Origin of the sequence: Gilliamella sp. A7, assembly GCF_002142015.1 — a bacterium.
GTDB classification, from domain to species: domain Bacteria; phylum Pseudomonadota; class Gammaproteobacteria; order Enterobacterales; family Orbaceae; genus Gilliamella; species Gilliamella apis_A.
On the sequence record NZ_NASN01000029.1, the window covers coordinates 1 to 15,644 of the forward strand.

A 15,644-nucleotide genomic window follows, 5' to 3' on the forward strand; every position below is an offset into this window, starting at 1 on the left:
CCTCTTATATATCAAAATTATTTAATACTAATACTAATACTATTCAATACTTTCTAGATAATTCAAAAAGTTATATTGTCAGTTTGTGAATATTTTACAGATGTATAAAGTTTTTAAAAATAAAAGGTTTTGTGAAATTAGTTTTTTGTAAAAAATAATTTTTAAAATGTTATTGCTAAATATTACTATAAGAAAACTTTAATTCTTTTACATAGGTTGCCAGTTAGTCGAAATTAATTCCAATAATCCAGGAAACTCATTTTCAATTTCTTCACGTCTTAAAGTCGCTAGAGAACAATTCCCCTTATCTACTTGAGATATCAGTCCTGCTTCTCTTAAGATTTTGAAATGATGTGAGCGAGTTGCTCTTGTTAATTGTAATCCAAATGATGTGCAATGCCGTTCAGCTCCCGGCTCATCTTCTATTAGGCTTTTGATGATCAATAAGCGATTAGGATCGCTTAATGCTTTAAATATTTGAATTAAATTCATTTTATTCTTATAACTTCATTTTCTTATTTAATTAAAATTATACTTTCGTCAAAAAATAATCATTAATATCAAAAAAAATTGACATGAGCAAAAAGCCGATTAATAATATTCATGTTCGATAATTATCGAACCTATCATATTAATGGAACGTTATCTGCCGATAATAATATAAGGTTATTAAAACAATATTTAGATTTTAAGTATATTGCTTGAAATAGTAAAGGAATAAAGAATAAATACAATGTTGAATAAAACTAGGTAATAGCTTCAAATTGCAAAGTGTAATAATCAAAGGAATAGTCCCCTTAACGAAAACAATATCTAAAGTCTTAATTATTTATTGCTATGTTATTTTGGCAAGTTTGCTTCCTAGCACATATTTTTTTTACTAATTCCAATATTTGATTAATAAAGGGATTTTTTATATAAAAAATCGTTTTTGATGATCTCTAATAGATTACCCGTTCAGATTTAATTTTTAACCAGTTATAAAATATTTTTAGAGAATTTATATATGAACTCAAGGATTGAAAGCTCTAAGACAACTATTGTTTTAACCTCCATATTACTAGCTGTATTTGTAGTACCAACCTCCATTTCAGGAACGGCAATTGCTTTGCCTTTTATTGGTTCAGATCTTTCTGCTAACTCAACCTCACTACAATGGATTGTTAATAGTTTTAATTTAACTTTCGCTTGTTTTACTTTATTGTGGGGAGCATTAGCCGATAATTTTGGTCATAAAAGAGTTTTTATAATTGGCGCCACGGTTTATACAATTGCTTCTTTATTATCCTCTATTTCTATTAACTCTTTAATGCTGGATATAGCTAGAGGCATCGCAGGTGTTGGTGGTGCAGCTATATTTTCATGTGGAAGTGCTATACTCATCAAAACATTTAGTGGTGAGAAGAGAACTAAAGCTTTTGCATTTTTTGGCACCACTGCAGGTTTAGGGATTACATTTGGACCAACAATTTCTGGATTTTTATTAGATATATTTAACTGGCGTGCTATTTTTATATTACATACTATTGTCTTGACAATAGTTATATCTATGACGCCAGCTATTACTAAAGATAGTTTAAATAAATATAAATCTTCATTTGATAAAATTGGTTCAATAATTTTTATTGTGGCTTTGTTTTTGTTGATGCTTCTTATTAGCAACAGCACAGAACAAGGTGTGGTAAATTTGAAAACCTTACTATTAATAGCTATGACGATTCTTTTGGTCGTTACCTTTGTAATTTATGAAAAATCTATTACCAATCCAGTCTTGAATCTCAATCTATTAAAAAATAAAAAATACATGGGGTTGATTATTGTGCCTGTTGTTGCAAGTTTTAGCTTTGTTACTTTGCTTACCTATTACCCAAGCTATTTAACTGGGGTGATGCAATTTAGTCCCGCTTATGCTGGTATAATTATGATCACATTGACGGCCCCGGTGTTATTTTGTCCTTTGCTTGCTGGAAAAATAGTTTCATTTGGTATGTCTGCAATATCTATTATTATTGTTAGTTTAGCTTTAATGATTTTGGGTGCAATTTTATTATTTTTTGTTGGTGGTGTTGATGGGTTATTATATCTGATCTGCTTGGCCCTATTTATGATTGGAATAGGTATGGGGCTAACAGCAGGACTTGTTGATGGTCTAGCATTAAGCTGTGTTGATCCTGATCAGACCGGTATGGCTGCTGGCTTATTAAACACCTTCCGATTAGGTAGTGAAGCTATCGCTGTAGCACTATATGGTTCATTATTAACTGTTAATCTTAATGATATCTTACCAAATCTATTAATAAAATACAGTTCATCAGTCGATGAAATCAATGACTGGATAACTTCTGTTGCTAGTGGGAATCTAGCCTTACCACTATCTAATATTCCGACAGATATGCAGTTAATTATGCTTAGTGATATTATTGGCAGTTATCATAGAGCCTTTAATGGTACTTTAATGACATTAACAATTATCAGTGCAATAATTAGTTTATTTTGTTTATTGTTTTTAAAAGAAAAGAGAATTTAGATTAACTAACGGATATTTTTTAGAATGAATATTGATAATAACAATGGCAGTTTGTCGTTATGAGTTGATTATTGATGGTCGATCAAATTTTGCAGAGATAAATAATATAAAAAAAGCCGATTAATTAAATAATCGGCTTTAGTTAAAAAAATTAACAATGGTTTTTAAGATAATCTAAAACCACTGTATGATGATTAGCGGTTTTGAAGTCATCGAAAACTTTTTCGATCTTACCATCTTTACCAATCAAGAAACTTATGCGATGAATTCCGTCATAAGTTTTTCCCATAAATTCTTTTTCACCCCATGTACCAAATGCTTCACAAGTTTTATGATCTTCATCGGAAAGCAGGGTGAAATTTAATAATTCTTTATCAACAAAACGTGATAATTTTTCTGGTTTATCTGTACTAATACCAATAACAACTACATTATATTTTTTAAAATCGTCAGCACTATCACGCAAATTACACGCTTGTACTGTACAACCAGGTGTCATAGCTTTTGGGTAAAAATAGAGCAAAATTCGCTGACCTTCAAAATCATTGGAACTAATTAGTTCACCATCTTGGTCAGGTAGAGAAAATTGAGGTGCTTTTTCACCTTCTTTTATTGGATTAACCATAAATTTATTACCTATGTTTTAGTTTAAAATTTTAATCGCTATGGGTATAAATTACTTTATTTTATCAATTTAACTTAAATTCTTAAAAAAACGACTAGCTACATCAATAGTATGATTGATTTCTTTATCTGTGTGCCTAAGTGACATGAAACCTGCTTCGAAAGCTGATGGTGCAAAATAAACACCTTCGGCGAGCATATGATGATAGAATTTTTTGAATAATTCAACATCACAATTCATAACATCTTTATAACTGCTCACTTCTAAAGCATTCGTAAAGAAGAAACCAAACATAGCACCAGCATGATTGACAACAAAAGGCACGTTAAAACGTTTTGCAGCAGATAATAGACCATTAATTAAGTAAGATGTTTTCTCTTCTAATTCCTGATAAACACCGACATCCATCAATTTTTTTAAAGTAGTATAACCAGCCGCCATTGCAACTGGATTACCAGAAAGTGTACCAGCCTGATAAATTGGGCCGGTTGGTGCTAATTTTTGCATGATTTCCGAACGGCCACCAAAAGCGCCTACTGGCATTCCACCACCAATGATCTTACCTAAACAAGTTAAATCAGGGACAATGTCATAGTATTCTTGAGCGCCACCTAAAGCAACTCTAAAGCCTGTCATTACTTCATCTATAATCAGTAATGCACCATAATTGTCGCATAAGCTTCTTAGTCCTTGTAAAAACGACTTTTCAGCTGGTACACAATTCATATTACCAGCAACTGGTTCAATAATTATTGCAGCTACCTCGTTGGGATACAGTTCAAATTGTTTTTTAACGGATGCTAAATCGTTGTAATCGCAAACTAAAGTATTTTTAACAAAATCTTCCGGAACACCAGGTGAAGTAGGGTGACCAAAAGTTAGTGCTCCAGATCCTGCCTTAACCAATAAATAATCCGCATGACCATGATAACACCCCTCAAATTTAATAATTTTGTTACGGCCGGTGTAACCCCGAGCAAGTCGAATTGCACTCATAGTTGCTTCAGTTCCTGAATTTACCATGCGCAGCATTTCAATAGATGGCATTAGTTCAGTCACTAGATTAGCCATTTTAGTTTCAATCTCAGTTGGCGCACCATAGCTTAATCCATTACGCACCGCATTAATAACAGCATTGGCAACATCAGGATCATTATGGCCTAAAATCATCGGCCCCCACGATAAAACATAATCAACATAAGCTTTTTGATCAACATCATAAATATAAGCACCATCAGCCCTTTCGATAAATAATGGCGTACCACCAACGCCATTGAAGGCTCGTACAGGTGAGTTAACACCACCAGGCATAAAAGTTAATGCTTCACGGTAAAGTTTTTCAGATTTAAAGGTGTTATGCATCATCAAGATTATCTCTATAGGTAAGGTTGTGGTATTTATTCACAAAATTAAGCTAAATTCAAGCTAGCTAACGCAAATTTATCTAATCGACGTTTTCGCTTTGTATTTTCTTTTTTCAAGAGTATATAATATAACAGTAATAAAAGTAGGAGAATAAAATGAGCGATGCGTTACCAATTAACTTTACTGATGCGGCAGCAAATAAAGTTAAATCTCTAGTAACAGAAGAAGAAAATCCGAATCTAAAATTGAGAGTCTATATAACTGGTGGTGGTTGTAGTGGCTTTCAATATGGTTTCACATTTGATGAAAAAGTAAATGAAGATGATCTCGCTATCGAAAAAAATGGCGTGTTATTGGTTATCGATCCGATGAGTCTGCAATATTTAGTTGGTGGTACCATAGATTATGTTGAAGGTTTACAAGGTTCACGATTTGTCGTCGATAACCCGAATGCAACGACTACTTGTGGTTGTGGTTCTTCATTTAGCGTTTAATTTAAGTCAGATTATTAATCAAATTTTTGATTTTTAATCCTAGAAAAACTGAATTTTAAGGGAATTGATTAAAAATTCCCTTAAATGTGACAAACATTGAGCAATTAGACAATTATTTTAAATTTTCTATTGACGTAAAAATTAAGATCGGTAAAATGCACAGCATCCAAAACGCAGTTACCTTTCGGAACTCAGTTTTGAGCCCGGGTGGTGAAATCGGTAGACACAAGGGATTTAAAATCCCTCGGCCTTTTTGGCCGTGCGAGTTCAAGTCTCGCCCCGGGCACCATTTAAAACACTTCTCATGCGGGAATAGCTCAGTTGGTAGAGCGCAACCTTGCCAAGGTTGAGGTCGCGAGTTCGAACCTCGTTTCCCGCTCCAATTTCAAATATCAAAAAATTCAATAATAAAGAAATACTTCAGTTATTTTATCTAATATTTTCCTCTAAAAGATTATCAACATATTGTTAACTCTATAATATTGGTGTGAATAGCTTCGATTCTATAATCATATTGGACTAGTAATTCTCAATTTTTGCTTATATTTGAACATAAAAAGTTCTCTAACAAGGCGATTCTATTATTTTAATATTGTCTATGAACGTCAGTTATTCTGTCATTATTCTGCAATTAATCTTCTCTAAGTTATAGATGATCAATCAATATCAAGCACAATCCAGACAAATTTGACTAACTTGACCTTTTGTTTGTAGCAATAAAATTCTTAGTCAGCATCTCCGATTATCTATTTTTTATTTTTAAGAGTCACATTTTGTTTTTTATTTGTTTTTTTTCAACAAAAAGTAATCCCAATAATCATTGTCTAATATCAAGGCCTTCGTATAATCAAGTTGAAATGGATTTTGTAAAAGGAGAAAACCTTTGTTAACTAAACTTATCAAAGCTTCTTATATTCAACTTGATATTGAAGCTAGTAGCTTTGAGGAAGCAATAGAATTAGCAATGTCACCATTAGTTATTGATGAAGCTGTTACGACAGATTACGTCGATAAAGTTATCTCTATATTAAGAGAAATTGGTCCTTATATCGTCATTACCAAAAATATTGCCATTCCTCATGCACCATCGGATTCTGGTGCCAAGAAACTTGCCATAGGGTTTACTAGACTGAAAAACGCTATTTTTTCAGGAAATTCAGCCAATGATCCAGTGAAGTTTTTGTTCAGTTTAAGTTCACCGACAGGAGATGATCATTTATCCGCATTATCAGAATTAGCATCTTTGTTTAGTGATGAGAAATTTTTAGCTTTTATACAAGATGTGAAAAAACCGCACGATTTTATAGATTTTTTAGAAAACTTTGAAAGGAGTATAGAAAATGATTAAAGCATTAGTTGCCTGCCGTGCAGGAGTTGGGTCAAGTTTAATGTTAAAAATTAAATTGAATGAAGTCATCAAAGAAAATACTTTTCCAATTGCCCTTGAACACTCTTCATTAGATGGTGTTCCTGGATTTAATGGTAAATATATCATTACGTTACCTGACGTTGCCGAAGATTTAGAAAAGAAGAATCTTCCACAACGTATTATCGGAATCAAAAATATTATGGATAAAAATGAAATAAAAGAAAAATTAGAGCTTGCTCTTAAAGAAGATGAATTAATTTAATTGAGATGAGGTCTAAAATGGATTTTATAATTAGTTTTCTTAGCACTCCAGCTGTTTTACTCGGCGTAGTTGCTTTTGTTGGCTTATTAGCCCAAAAGAAACAGTTGGTAGAAGTTTTTACTGGCACATTTAAAACAACCATTGGTTTTTTAATTTTTAGTGCTGGTGGGGCTCTTATGACAGGTGCTCTACAAAATTTTAATAAATTATTTCAAGAAGGTTTCCATATTGTTGGCATAGTTGCATCACCAGAAGCAGCTGCTGGTATGGCGCAAACAGAATATGCTTTAGTGACTTCTGTTACGCTAATATTAGGTTTTGCAATGAATTTAGTTTTTGCCAGAATCACACCATTTAAAAATATCTTCTTTACCACTGGCCATAGTCTATTCTTTGCTTGTGTATTATCTCTAATCCTAAAATCTTATGGTTTATCTAATACTGCAGCAATTTTAATCGGTGGAACGATTTTAGGTTTCGCGTCAAGTGCATTGCCACAATTATGTCAACCATTCATGCGAAAAATTACTGGCAGTGATGTGCAAGCGATCGGTCATTTTAATATGCTCGGATATGCACTTTCTGGTTTATTAGGCAAAGTATTTAGCAAATATAGCGACAAAACAACAGAAGATATTCATTTTCCTAAATGGTTATCTTTCTTCCGCGATTTTTTAATGGGCGTTGCAGTTGTTATGCTCGTCTTGTTCTATATTTCGGCATTTAAAGCTGGTGAGACCTTTACTCAAGGATTAGCTGGTAAAGTACATTGGTTAGTATTTCCTTTCATTCAAGCATTTACTTTTACTGCAGGAATGTCAATTTTAATGACTGGTGTAAGAATGTTCTTAGCAGAAATCACCTCAGCATTCGTCTCTATTTCTGAAAAATTCATTCCAAATTCACGTCCTGCGTTGGATGTCCCAACTGTATTTCCTTTTGCGCCAACTGCTGTAATTATCGGTTTCCTTTGTTCTTATGCTGCTGGTTTAGTTGGTGTGACCATAATGGTTGCATTGGATTTTCCTGTTGTCATTATTCCTGCTGCTCATATCTGTTTCTTCTCTGGCGGTACCGCAGGTGTATTTGGTAATTCAACAGGTGGCTGGCGTGGCGCTATGTTAGGTTCTTTTGTGGTTGGACTCTTGTTAGCCTTTTTACCTACCGTTTTATATCCGATATTTGGCAATATGGGAATAGAAGGCTCAACCTTCCCAAATATTGACTACAACGTTGTTGGTATTTTATTGGAAAAAATACTTCATTTCACCATGTAAGTATGAGGGTTTGATTAAAGATGATTTGAAAAATAATCATCTTTTGCAAACCATTGAGTAAGTAGAGGAATTGTATGTTAGAAAAATATATTGATTGTATCAAATCGGAATTGTCAGAATATATTAAATATATTGGTGAAGAAAATTTAAATATAGCAAAGGATTTAATTATCAGCAAAAAAAATGAAGGCAGTCGGGTACATGTCACAGGAATCGGTAAACCTTCTTATGTTGCTCATTATATTGCTTCGTTATTCTCATCAATAGGAATACCTTCTTATTTTTTAGATGGAACTGAAACTATTCATGGTTCGGCAGGACAAGTTTTATCTGGTGATATCGTGATTGCGATTTCCAATAGTGGTGAAACTGAAGAGTTAAAAAAAGCAATTTGTACTTTGCAAAAACTAGGTACAAAAATTATCGGTGTGGCTGGGAATAACAATTCTTGGTTAGCGCAGCATTGTGACATATTTTTATTTGCTGGAGTAAAACAAGAAGGGGACAACTTAAATAAACCTCCGCGAATATCAATACTTGCTGAAGTCATTATTTTGCAGTGTTTATCAATAAAACTTCAAGAATCTGTAGGTTTAACCGAAAGTATGTACTATCAATGGCATCCAGGCGGCAGTTTAGGTGCTTCTATAAGAGGAGGAAAAGTATGTTAAATGGAATTATAACTGCAATGGTTACACCATTCGAATCCTCTGGAAATATTGATATTAAAGCAACAGAAATTTTAATTGAAAAATTAATTGCAAATGGTGTTCAAGGTATTTTCGTATTAGGAACCAATGGCGAATTTCATGTTATAGAAAATGATATGAAAATTAAATTTGCTAAAAAAGTTGTAGAAATAGTGGCTAAAAGAGTGCCTGTTTATGCTGGCGCTGGTAGTAATTCTACTGGTGAAGTCATTAAACTGGGTAAACAAATGATAGCTGTCGGGGTGGATGCGTTATCAGTAATTACGCCGTACTTTGTTTCATTAGAAGAAGATGAATTATATAATCATTATAAAATGATTGCCGAAAACCTTGCTATTCCAATAGTGCTTTATAATATACCTAAAAATACCGGAATCAATTTATCCTTTGAATTAGTCTCTAAACTGTCCAAAATCAGTAATATCATTGGTATAAAAGATAGTAGTGGTGATATTAATAATATTGCTGGCTATATAGATAATACATCCCGAGATGAGTTTTCGGTTCTATCTGGTTCTGACTCTCTCATTCTTAAAGCATTGAAATTAGGCGCTAGTGGTGCTATTTCAGCTACATCTAATTTACTAACCACCAACAACGTTGAAATATATAAGCAATTCATTGCCGGTAATTTAGATAAAGCTGAACAATGGCAACAATCTCTTGAAGAATTTCGCCGAATTTTAAAATATGCCTCCATTCCTTCTGTTCTTAAACAAAGTTTATCTTTATCTGGTATTGATGTTGGCGTACCTCGATTACCTGTCTTACCTGTCACAAACCCAAATGATAACCAAGACATAATCAATACGATAAAGAACTATTATCACTTATAAATAGAGTGGGGAATTATCATGTTTAAAACCAATATACTTACTCGGTTAGAACAAAGTAAATTTTTAGTGATAGCTAGAGTTGAAACATTCAAAAGAGCAAAAGAAATCATTGAGGGTATTTTAGCCAGTGGTATTGATTGTGTAGAAATTAGTTACACAAACAATAATGCTGGGCAAATAATCCAGCAACTTGACCAAGAATACGGTGACAAAATTTTAGTCGGCGCAGGGACAGTTTTGGATAGTGAAACCGCCCGATTAGCAATTCTTGCTGGTGCCAAATTTATCATTGCACCTAATTATAGTGAAGCAGTATGCAAAATATGCAATCGTTATCAAATCCCCTATATGCCCGGTTGTACCACCATGACAGAAATTGTCACTGCTTTAGAGAATGGCGCGGCTATGATCAAAGCTTTTCCTATTTCAAATTATTATGGTAAATCTTTAGTTAATATCATTAAAACACCGATGCCTTATGTGCCTATTATGTCTTCGGGTGGCGTTACGTTAGAAAATGTTGATGATTGGCTAAATACGGATATTGAATGTATTGGTATTGGTTCTTTATTAACTAAAGGATCGGTTGAGGAAATAAGTAAAAATGCAATTAGCCTTGCAAATGCATTGAAGAAATATAAGGAAAAACATTCGTGATATTACTAATAACTTATGTAATTCATTGATATTTTTAGTAAGGAAGAAGGTATGATTGACCTAAATTCAAAGAAAATTATCCTAACTTTGATTGAAAAATCTTGTGATCAGGAGTATTTATTGAATTTATTGAATATAACTAAACGACAATTACATTATTCAATTTTAAAAATTAATGCATACCTCTCTTCAAATGAACAAAGTGTGGTCACTCAAAATACCTTGTATTACTCTTTGCCTGATAAAAGTAAAGCGTTTCTAATTAAGAATTTAATTAACGGAAAAATTGGCAAAAATTATATTTTTTCAACAGAGGAAAGACAAAAATATATTTTTTTAATGTTGCTCTATCATGTAAATACTCATCTTTCTTCATTACATTTTTTATCAGCATTAAATATTAGTAAAACAACGTTAAACAATGATATCAAACAGCTAGAACTTTTATTAAGTTCTGAAGGCATTTTAATCATTTATACTAGAGAAAAAGGTTATTCGTTAGCTGGAGATGAATTATCGATCCGTAATTTTTTTCTCAGAAATTTACTCAAAGATTTATCCAATAATTTAGATGATACATTCCTATATGATCTTTTCTTAAACCAAGAGAAGGTTGACTACCTTGATATCAAAAACGATATCAATGAAATAATGCTAAAAAATGAAATTTTCTTAGGTGAAAAGAGGAAAAAAGAATTTATCTATACAGTGATATTCTTATTGCCAAGAATGACTAAAAAATTGGAATATATTCCTGTTATCTCAATTCCAAATAAAATCATAATAAAGTTGAAAGAGTATCATATATCATCAGAGTTGCTGAAATTATATAAAATAGATGATAACACTTATGAAGTACAATACTTAACCTCTCTGCTACTGGGCAATTCGGTTGGCAATCGTGATATAAAGACCGTTGATCAGGAGCTGATTTTAAATATTGTACAAATTATTCTATCAAGATTTGAGCAGCTTTTAGGCATAAAGTTTGATAACAATGATGATATTTCGAAAAAACTCTATAGCCATTTTAGACCTGCTTATTACCGAATACTTTTTCGTTTGCCAATCATTAATCCAATTTTAAATAAAGTAAAAGAAGAGTTTAATAAACTATTCTTGATTGTAAAAGAAACCTTAAAAGTTATCTATCCGATCATTAATAATGATATTCCAGATGATGAAATATCCTTTTTAACCATTTATTTTGCAGCAATTCTAGACGAAAATAAAATATCAACCAATCAGCAAATCGTCGCCGTAATTATTTGTCAAAATGGTATTGGAAGTTCTTCAATTGTCTATAATAGATTGAAGTTTCTTTTCCCTGATTTTCTATTTTTAGGGCCAATGGAAACTGCAGAAGCCTTAGAGTTGACTAATTTTTTCGATATAATCTTTAGTACAGTAAATAATTTGGTTTTTTATAACCAAAATAAACCGTTTTTTATCGTATCGCCAATCATGTCGGATGAAGAAGAGTATTTATTGCTGGAACGCGTTTATTCGCAAATTAACTCTTATATGACCTATCCGAAGATAACTGACTTGATCGATATTTTTAAAAAATACGGTACAATTTCCAATGAAAATGGTATCAAAAAAGAGCTTTATCAATATTTTTATAAAACAGATAAAAATACAATGATAGAAAATCAAAGTTTGGGCATTCGCCACTTGATTCAAGAAGATTTGATTCAAATAAATGTCTCTGCTAATGATTGGCAAAGTGCCTTATTTACAGCCGCATTGCCATTATTACAAAAGAATTATATCAACCGAAGTTATATAGAGAAAATTATTGAGAATGTTAATTCAAATAGAACAAGTTTTTTGATAACCAAAAATGTCTCTCTTGCTCATGCTAAACCAGAAGATGGTGTTAACTCTCTGTCGTTAAGTATAACGGTATTGAAAAAACCAATTATTTTTAAGAATGATAAAATTCCCACGCAATATATTTTTACTTTAGCAGCAGTTAATAAGACCAGCCATATTAACGCAATGTCAGAGCTTGTTGCTTTGCTTGAGATGTCCGATTTTTATGAAATATTAAACACTGCAACTCAAGCAAAGGATATCCTGACATTTATAAAATCTCGATTTCCTTAAGTAATTCGATAAAAGTATGCTCCTCAAAATTTTTTATAACTTTTTAAAGGAGCTTTACTCTACAATAATTAAAAATATGCTCTAAATCATTTTTATATAGTGGGTAATATTGGATCAAAGAACAATAGATATTTGTATTTAAAAGTCTAAAGTTAAGTTATTAAAAGATTCCGTTACTATTCAAAGATTGTATTTTTTCTACCCCCTCTCTGTTACGTGATCATCAAAATTCTATTAGAAATTATACAATTAATTTAGAGTATGCTATAAAAACAGTTAAATAAGGACATATTAAGATGATATTGGATAATTAGGATTTATTTATGAGAATATTAGGTTACAGTTTTTCTCTTTTAGCAACAGTAATATTATTATCTGGTTGTATTTATGGTGATATAAATAAGAGCATTCGATATTTTGTAACTACTGGCGCGACGAGATATTGTGAAGCTAATCATTATCCATATTGTGAAATTTATGCACAATGTTATAGGGATTTTTTAGAGCAAATGCCAGCAAAAAGAGATTCTTTATCAGCGCTTTCGGCTATGTCAACAAATATTGATTATAAAGAAGAACCCAAAAAAGCAATGGATAATATTTACGCTAAAATAAAAGATAATGAAAAAAAGGTAGAGAAGATTTAAGTTTAAATGATAGTTATCTATTGTTTCCGCATAATAGATGTTCATCGATTATTAATGCTAAACAGTATGATATTAGCAATTATCAAGAAGGGATCGATAAAGGGATAAAAAGCTATAAACTCTATAATGAATAAATGTTTTAGGATTTTCTCAATACTGCTTTGAAAGTAATAGATATAAATTAAATTATAAAATTTTGCATATTTGTTGGCTAATAAAAATATGCAAAATAACTGTTTTCATCCTTTGAATAAGATTCGTTTTCTTTAATCAATAATTATTCGATATTATTTAGCTCAATTATTGATAATATTTTCAGTAGATTCTAATTTATTATTCACATTCATCATTACTTGAATAGCTATAAAATTGAGTATGTTTACCTATTAGTTACAAAGAAGATTGGTAATTAAAGCAAAACTATCATTAATCATCGTATCATAAAGTGTTTTATCATCTTTGTAGACAACACTAATATTAAGTAATCCTTCTAATACTACCATTAATTGGTTAGTTAAAGTTATATGTTGTGGCGTTTGAGGGAGTTGTTGACTAATGAGTTGACGAATAAATTCTTTATGTTCAATTGCTAGTTGCTTGATAGCCTGATCATGATGAAGCTCTTCGTTTGCTCTTATAAATAAACAGCCATTAAAATTATCTTGCTTAAACCAAGTTAGGTGCCATTTGAATATCTGAATGATTGCATCATTTTGGTCGAGATCTTTAATCGCCGTGCTAAGATCTTGTTGAAAGCGCAAATTCCTTATCTTCAAAACCTCAAAAATTAAGTTATCTTTATTACCAAAATGTTTATATAGCGTTGTTTTAGAGCAACCTGATTGGTCTCGTATCTCATCAACTCCGACATTAGCAAACCCTTTTTGATAAAAGAGTTGTTCGGCGGTATCCGCTATTAATTTAGGTGTTTTTTTCATTTTTGATCCAAAGAGTTTGATATATGAACAGATCTGTACTAATATAAAAGCGTACAAAGTTGTTCATTTTTGGTGTTGTACATATATTTTACTCATTTAATAGGATAAAAGAATAATGAAATCATTTTTTTTCAGCAAGTAAAAGTTGCCACCAAAATCTAAAAATATTGAATTATTGCAAAATTTAATTATTGATTTTGATTCTATAATATTCCTTATTATTTTTAGCCAATTTACACATTACACCATTTATGATGCACCTTTTGTAGCAAGTTATGTAATTTTATTGGCGTTATTTCAGCAGCCATTAGCCAAATCCAGAATTAGGCATTAATTACCGTTTTTGTTAAATTAGTTTTTTAAAATTAATTGGTTATAATACCATTCTAAAGTGTTGTTAGCTTTGGTCGGAGAACGTACATTAAGCTAGTTTGTAGGAGAGTTAATATAATAGGTAGTCCTATATTTCAATTGATAACTAGAGTCCTGTGGATGTAATTAAATTTAAGGTCAGATTAGTGAGCACAGCCAAAATATTGGACATTGCTCACCTCTATAATATTATTATTTAATTAATACAGTTTTTATTCTTCTGCATCAGATAAATTTTTTAATTTGGCCGGTTTTGAAAAAAGAATGATGATCAACTGAATTAAAAAACCGATTAAAACCGCAGAAATACAAGCATTAACACCAAAATTTGCACTTATGTATACACCTAAAGCAGCCCCCAAGGGCCGAGCTCCAAATGTAACTGTCATGATCACCGATGATATTTTAGCTATCATATTACTAGGTGTAATTAGTTGTCTTAGTGATACTGTTGATATAGTCCATATAATAGGCCCAAACCCGAAAAGGAAAAAAGCAATAAAAACTAGTGATTTGGAATGGTATATAATGGTTAAGAACATCAAAATGGATGCCATAAAAGCAGATAAAGGTCCTAAAGTCAGTTGAAAACCAAAATTTATTTTTTTCGATATAATTTTATATAAAAATGAGCCTATTAACATTCCTAAACCGATTAGACTTAATGAAGCTCCAACTTCAAAAGAAGTAAAGGATAGATTATTGATAACGTAATAAGCAAATATAGATAATAACAAGTATTGCGATAAATTAAATACAAAAGCCGTGATAGTTATTGGCATAAGATATTTATTTTTAACTAAAAAAATCAAACCATCACAGAGTTCTTGAAGTATATTTCTTCCAGATTTTTTTAAAAGTGGTTCCTTAGGTAAACATATCAGAAAAATAGCACTTACTATTGAGAGTAAAAAAGCTAAGATGAATGCTAACCCGCCAGATAAATAACTAGTAAGAATACCACCTAAAGCTGGCCCGGCAGTAAAAGCCACGCTTTTGGCAATTTCTATTGATCTATTGGCATTAATCAGTTGTTCTTTTATGATGAAAGATGCTACTAAAGCCGGACTTGCAACACTGTAAATAACTGTTCCCATGGCTATAAAAAAACCGAATAATGCAATTTTATTGATTGATAGACTTCCAGACAACGTCAAATAAAATAATAGAAATATAGCCGTTGCTCGAACTATTTCTATTAGGATCATTAGTTTTTTTCTTGATACTCTATCTGCAATTACTCCCATAGGAATAGAGAGTAATAGAAAAGGCAAAGTATTTATCATTTGTATAAAAGCTGTTTCAGCTGCTGAAGCATTCATAGATAGCACAGCTATAATCGGCAGTACTGCTATTATTATTTGTTCGGAGAACTGCGCACATAAATTTGAATAAGAAATCTTATGAATTAGTAATTTATTCATCTTCTCTTCCTATTATTTTTTTATTTTTA

15 protein-coding genes and 2 tRNA genes are annotated in these 15,644 nt (G+C 31.5%); 12 read left to right on the forward strand and 5 right to left on the reverse strand.

The genetic code is table 11. The features are described 5' to 3' along the window. Positions 1-207 precede the first annotated feature (207 nt). The gene (locus tag B6D18_RS08050) at positions 208-492 is read right to left on the reverse strand and encodes a helix-turn-helix transcriptional regulator (protein WP_086363987.1); all 285 of its coding nucleotides are present in this window, start codon (positions 490-492) and stop codon (positions 208-210) included. Between the two features lie 514 nt (positions 493-1,006). On the opposite strand from B6D18_RS08050, the gene B6D18_RS08055 reads away from it, so the two are divergent. Next, complete coding sequence (locus B6D18_RS08055) at positions 1,007-2,527, forward strand: MFS transporter (protein WP_086363988.1); 1,521 nt, start codon at positions 1,007-1,009, stop codon at positions 2,525-2,527. A 151-nt stretch (positions 2,528-2,678) separates the two neighbouring features. On the opposite strand, the gene bcp is transcribed toward B6D18_RS08055, so the two are convergent. Beyond that, the gene (gene bcp / locus B6D18_RS08060; protein ID WP_086363989.1) at positions 2,679-3,152 is read right to left on the reverse strand and encodes a thioredoxin-dependent thiol peroxidase; all 474 of its coding nucleotides are present in this window, start codon (positions 3,150-3,152) and stop codon (positions 2,679-2,681) included. Positions 3,153-3,221: 69 nt separating this feature from the next. Next, complete coding sequence (hemL, locus tag B6D18_RS08065) at positions 3,222-4,514, reverse strand: glutamate-1-semialdehyde 2,1-aminomutase (protein ID WP_086364015.1); 1,293 nt, start codon at positions 4,512-4,514, stop codon at positions 3,222-3,224. 158 nt (positions 4,515-4,672) lie between these two features. Between hemL and erpA the strand changes: the two genes are divergently transcribed. The 11 genes from erpA (at position 4,673) to B6D18_RS08120 (ending at position 12,881) form a co-directional block, all read left to right on the forward strand. Next, the gene (erpA, locus tag B6D18_RS08070) at positions 4,673-5,011 is read left to right on the forward strand and encodes an iron-sulfur cluster insertion protein ErpA (RefSeq protein ID WP_086363990.1); all 339 of its coding nucleotides are present in this window, start codon (positions 4,673-4,675) and stop codon (positions 5,009-5,011) included. A gap of 201 nt (positions 5,012-5,212) precedes the next feature. Then, positions 5,213-5,300 (forward strand) — tRNA-Leu (locus B6D18_RS08075). 17 nt (positions 5,301-5,317) lie between these two features. Beyond that, positions 5,318-5,393, forward strand: a tRNA-Gly gene (locus tag B6D18_RS08080). Between the two features lie 501 nt (positions 5,394-5,894). Continuing rightward, the gene (locus B6D18_RS08085) at positions 5,895-6,359 is read left to right on the forward strand and encodes a PTS sugar transporter subunit IIA (RefSeq protein WP_086363991.1); all 465 of its coding nucleotides are present in this window, start codon (positions 5,895-5,897) and stop codon (positions 6,357-6,359) included. After that, on the forward strand, positions 6,352-6,642 hold the full coding sequence (locus tag B6D18_RS08090; RefSeq protein WP_086363992.1) for a PTS sugar transporter subunit IIB: 291 nt from the start codon (positions 6,352-6,354) through the stop codon (positions 6,640-6,642). Before B6D18_RS08085 ends, B6D18_RS08090 begins: the two co-directional genes overlap by 8 nt. A 17-nt stretch (positions 6,643-6,659) precedes the next feature. Further along, a complete protein-coding gene (locus B6D18_RS08095; RefSeq protein WP_086363993.1) occupies positions 6,660-7,919 on the forward strand; it encodes a PTS ascorbate transporter subunit IIC in 1,260 nt (419 codons plus the stop codon). 74 nt (positions 7,920-7,993) lie between these two features. Beyond that, complete coding sequence (locus B6D18_RS08100) at positions 7,994-8,590, forward strand: SIS domain-containing protein (protein WP_086363994.1); 597 nt, start codon at positions 7,994-7,996, stop codon at positions 8,588-8,590. Beyond that, positions 8,584-9,465 carry a 4-hydroxy-tetrahydrodipicolinate synthase gene (gene dapA / locus B6D18_RS08105; RefSeq protein ID WP_086363995.1) on the forward strand — a complete coding sequence of 294 codons (882 nt, stop codon included), beginning with the start codon at positions 8,584-8,586 and terminating at the stop codon, positions 9,463-9,465. Before B6D18_RS08100 ends, dapA begins: the two co-directional genes overlap by 7 nt. Before the next feature lie 18 nt (positions 9,466-9,483). Next, a complete protein-coding gene (locus B6D18_RS08110; protein WP_086363996.1) occupies positions 9,484-10,122 on the forward strand; it encodes a ketohydroxyglutarate aldolase in 639 nt (212 codons plus the stop codon). A 51-nt stretch (positions 10,123-10,173) separates the two neighbouring features. Beyond that, positions 10,174-12,234 (forward strand): BglG family transcription antiterminator, encoded by a 2,061-nt coding sequence (locus B6D18_RS08115; RefSeq protein WP_086363997.1) that lies wholly within the window; start codon positions 10,174-10,176, stop codon positions 12,232-12,234. Between the two features lie 323 nt (positions 12,235-12,557). Next, on the forward strand, positions 12,558-12,881 hold the full coding sequence (locus tag B6D18_RS08120; RefSeq protein ID WP_086363998.1) for a hypothetical protein: 324 nt from the start codon (positions 12,558-12,560) through the stop codon (positions 12,879-12,881). 386 nt (positions 12,882-13,267) lie between these two features. Here B6D18_RS08120 and B6D18_RS08125 read toward each other — a convergent pair whose 3' ends face one another. Beyond that, a complete protein-coding gene (locus tag B6D18_RS08125; RefSeq protein ID WP_086363999.1) occupies positions 13,268-13,819 on the reverse strand; it encodes a TetR/AcrR family transcriptional regulator in 552 nt (183 codons plus the stop codon). Between the two features lie 584 nt (positions 13,820-14,403). Next, positions 14,404-15,615, reverse strand: coding sequence for an MFS transporter (locus tag B6D18_RS08135; RefSeq protein ID WP_086364001.1), 1,212 nt, complete (start codon positions 15,613-15,615; stop codon positions 14,404-14,406). Between the last annotated feature and the right edge of the window lie 29 nt (positions 15,616-15,644).

Coding starts and splice junctions, on each gene's coding strand:
- B6D18_RS08050 (WP_086363987.1), bottom strand. CDS start 492: ATGAATTTAATTCAAATATTTAAAGCATTAAGCGATCCTAATCGCTTA.
- B6D18_RS08055 (WP_086363988.1), top strand. CDS start 1,007: ATGAACTCAAGGATTGAAAGCTCTAAGACAACTATTGTTTTAACCTCC.
- bcp (WP_086363989.1), bottom strand. CDS start 3,152: ATGGTTAATCCAATAAAAGAAGGTGAAAAAGCACCTCAATTTTCTCTA.
- hemL (WP_086364015.1), bottom strand. CDS start 4,514: ATGCATAACACCTTTAAATCTGAAAAACTTTACCGTGAAGCATTAACT.
- erpA (WP_086363990.1), top strand. CDS start 4,673: ATGAGCGATGCGTTACCAATTAACTTTACTGATGCGGCAGCAAATAAA.
- B6D18_RS08090 (WP_086363992.1), top strand. CDS start 6,352: ATGATTAAAGCATTAGTTGCCTGCCGTGCAGGAGTTGGGTCAAGTTTA.
- B6D18_RS08095 (WP_086363993.1), top strand. CDS start 6,660: ATGGATTTTATAATTAGTTTTCTTAGCACTCCAGCTGTTTTACTCGGC.
- B6D18_RS08100 (WP_086363994.1), top strand. CDS start 7,994: ATGTTAGAAAAATATATTGATTGTATCAAATCGGAATTGTCAGAATAT.
- dapA (WP_086363995.1), top strand. CDS start 8,584: ATGTTAAATGGAATTATAACTGCAATGGTTACACCATTCGAATCCTCT.
- B6D18_RS08110 (WP_086363996.1), top strand. CDS start 9,484: ATGTTTAAAACCAATATACTTACTCGGTTAGAACAAAGTAAATTTTTA.
- B6D18_RS08115 (WP_086363997.1), top strand. CDS start 10,174: ATGATTGACCTAAATTCAAAGAAAATTATCCTAACTTTGATTGAAAAA.
- B6D18_RS08120 (WP_086363998.1), top strand. CDS start 12,558: ATGAGAATATTAGGTTACAGTTTTTCTCTTTTAGCAACAGTAATATTA.
- B6D18_RS08125 (WP_086363999.1), bottom strand. CDS start 13,819: ATGAAAAAAACACCTAAATTAATAGCGGATACCGCCGAACAACTCTTT.
- B6D18_RS08135 (WP_086364001.1), bottom strand. CDS start 15,615: ATGAATAAATTACTAATTCATAAGATTTCTTATTCAAATTTATGTGCG.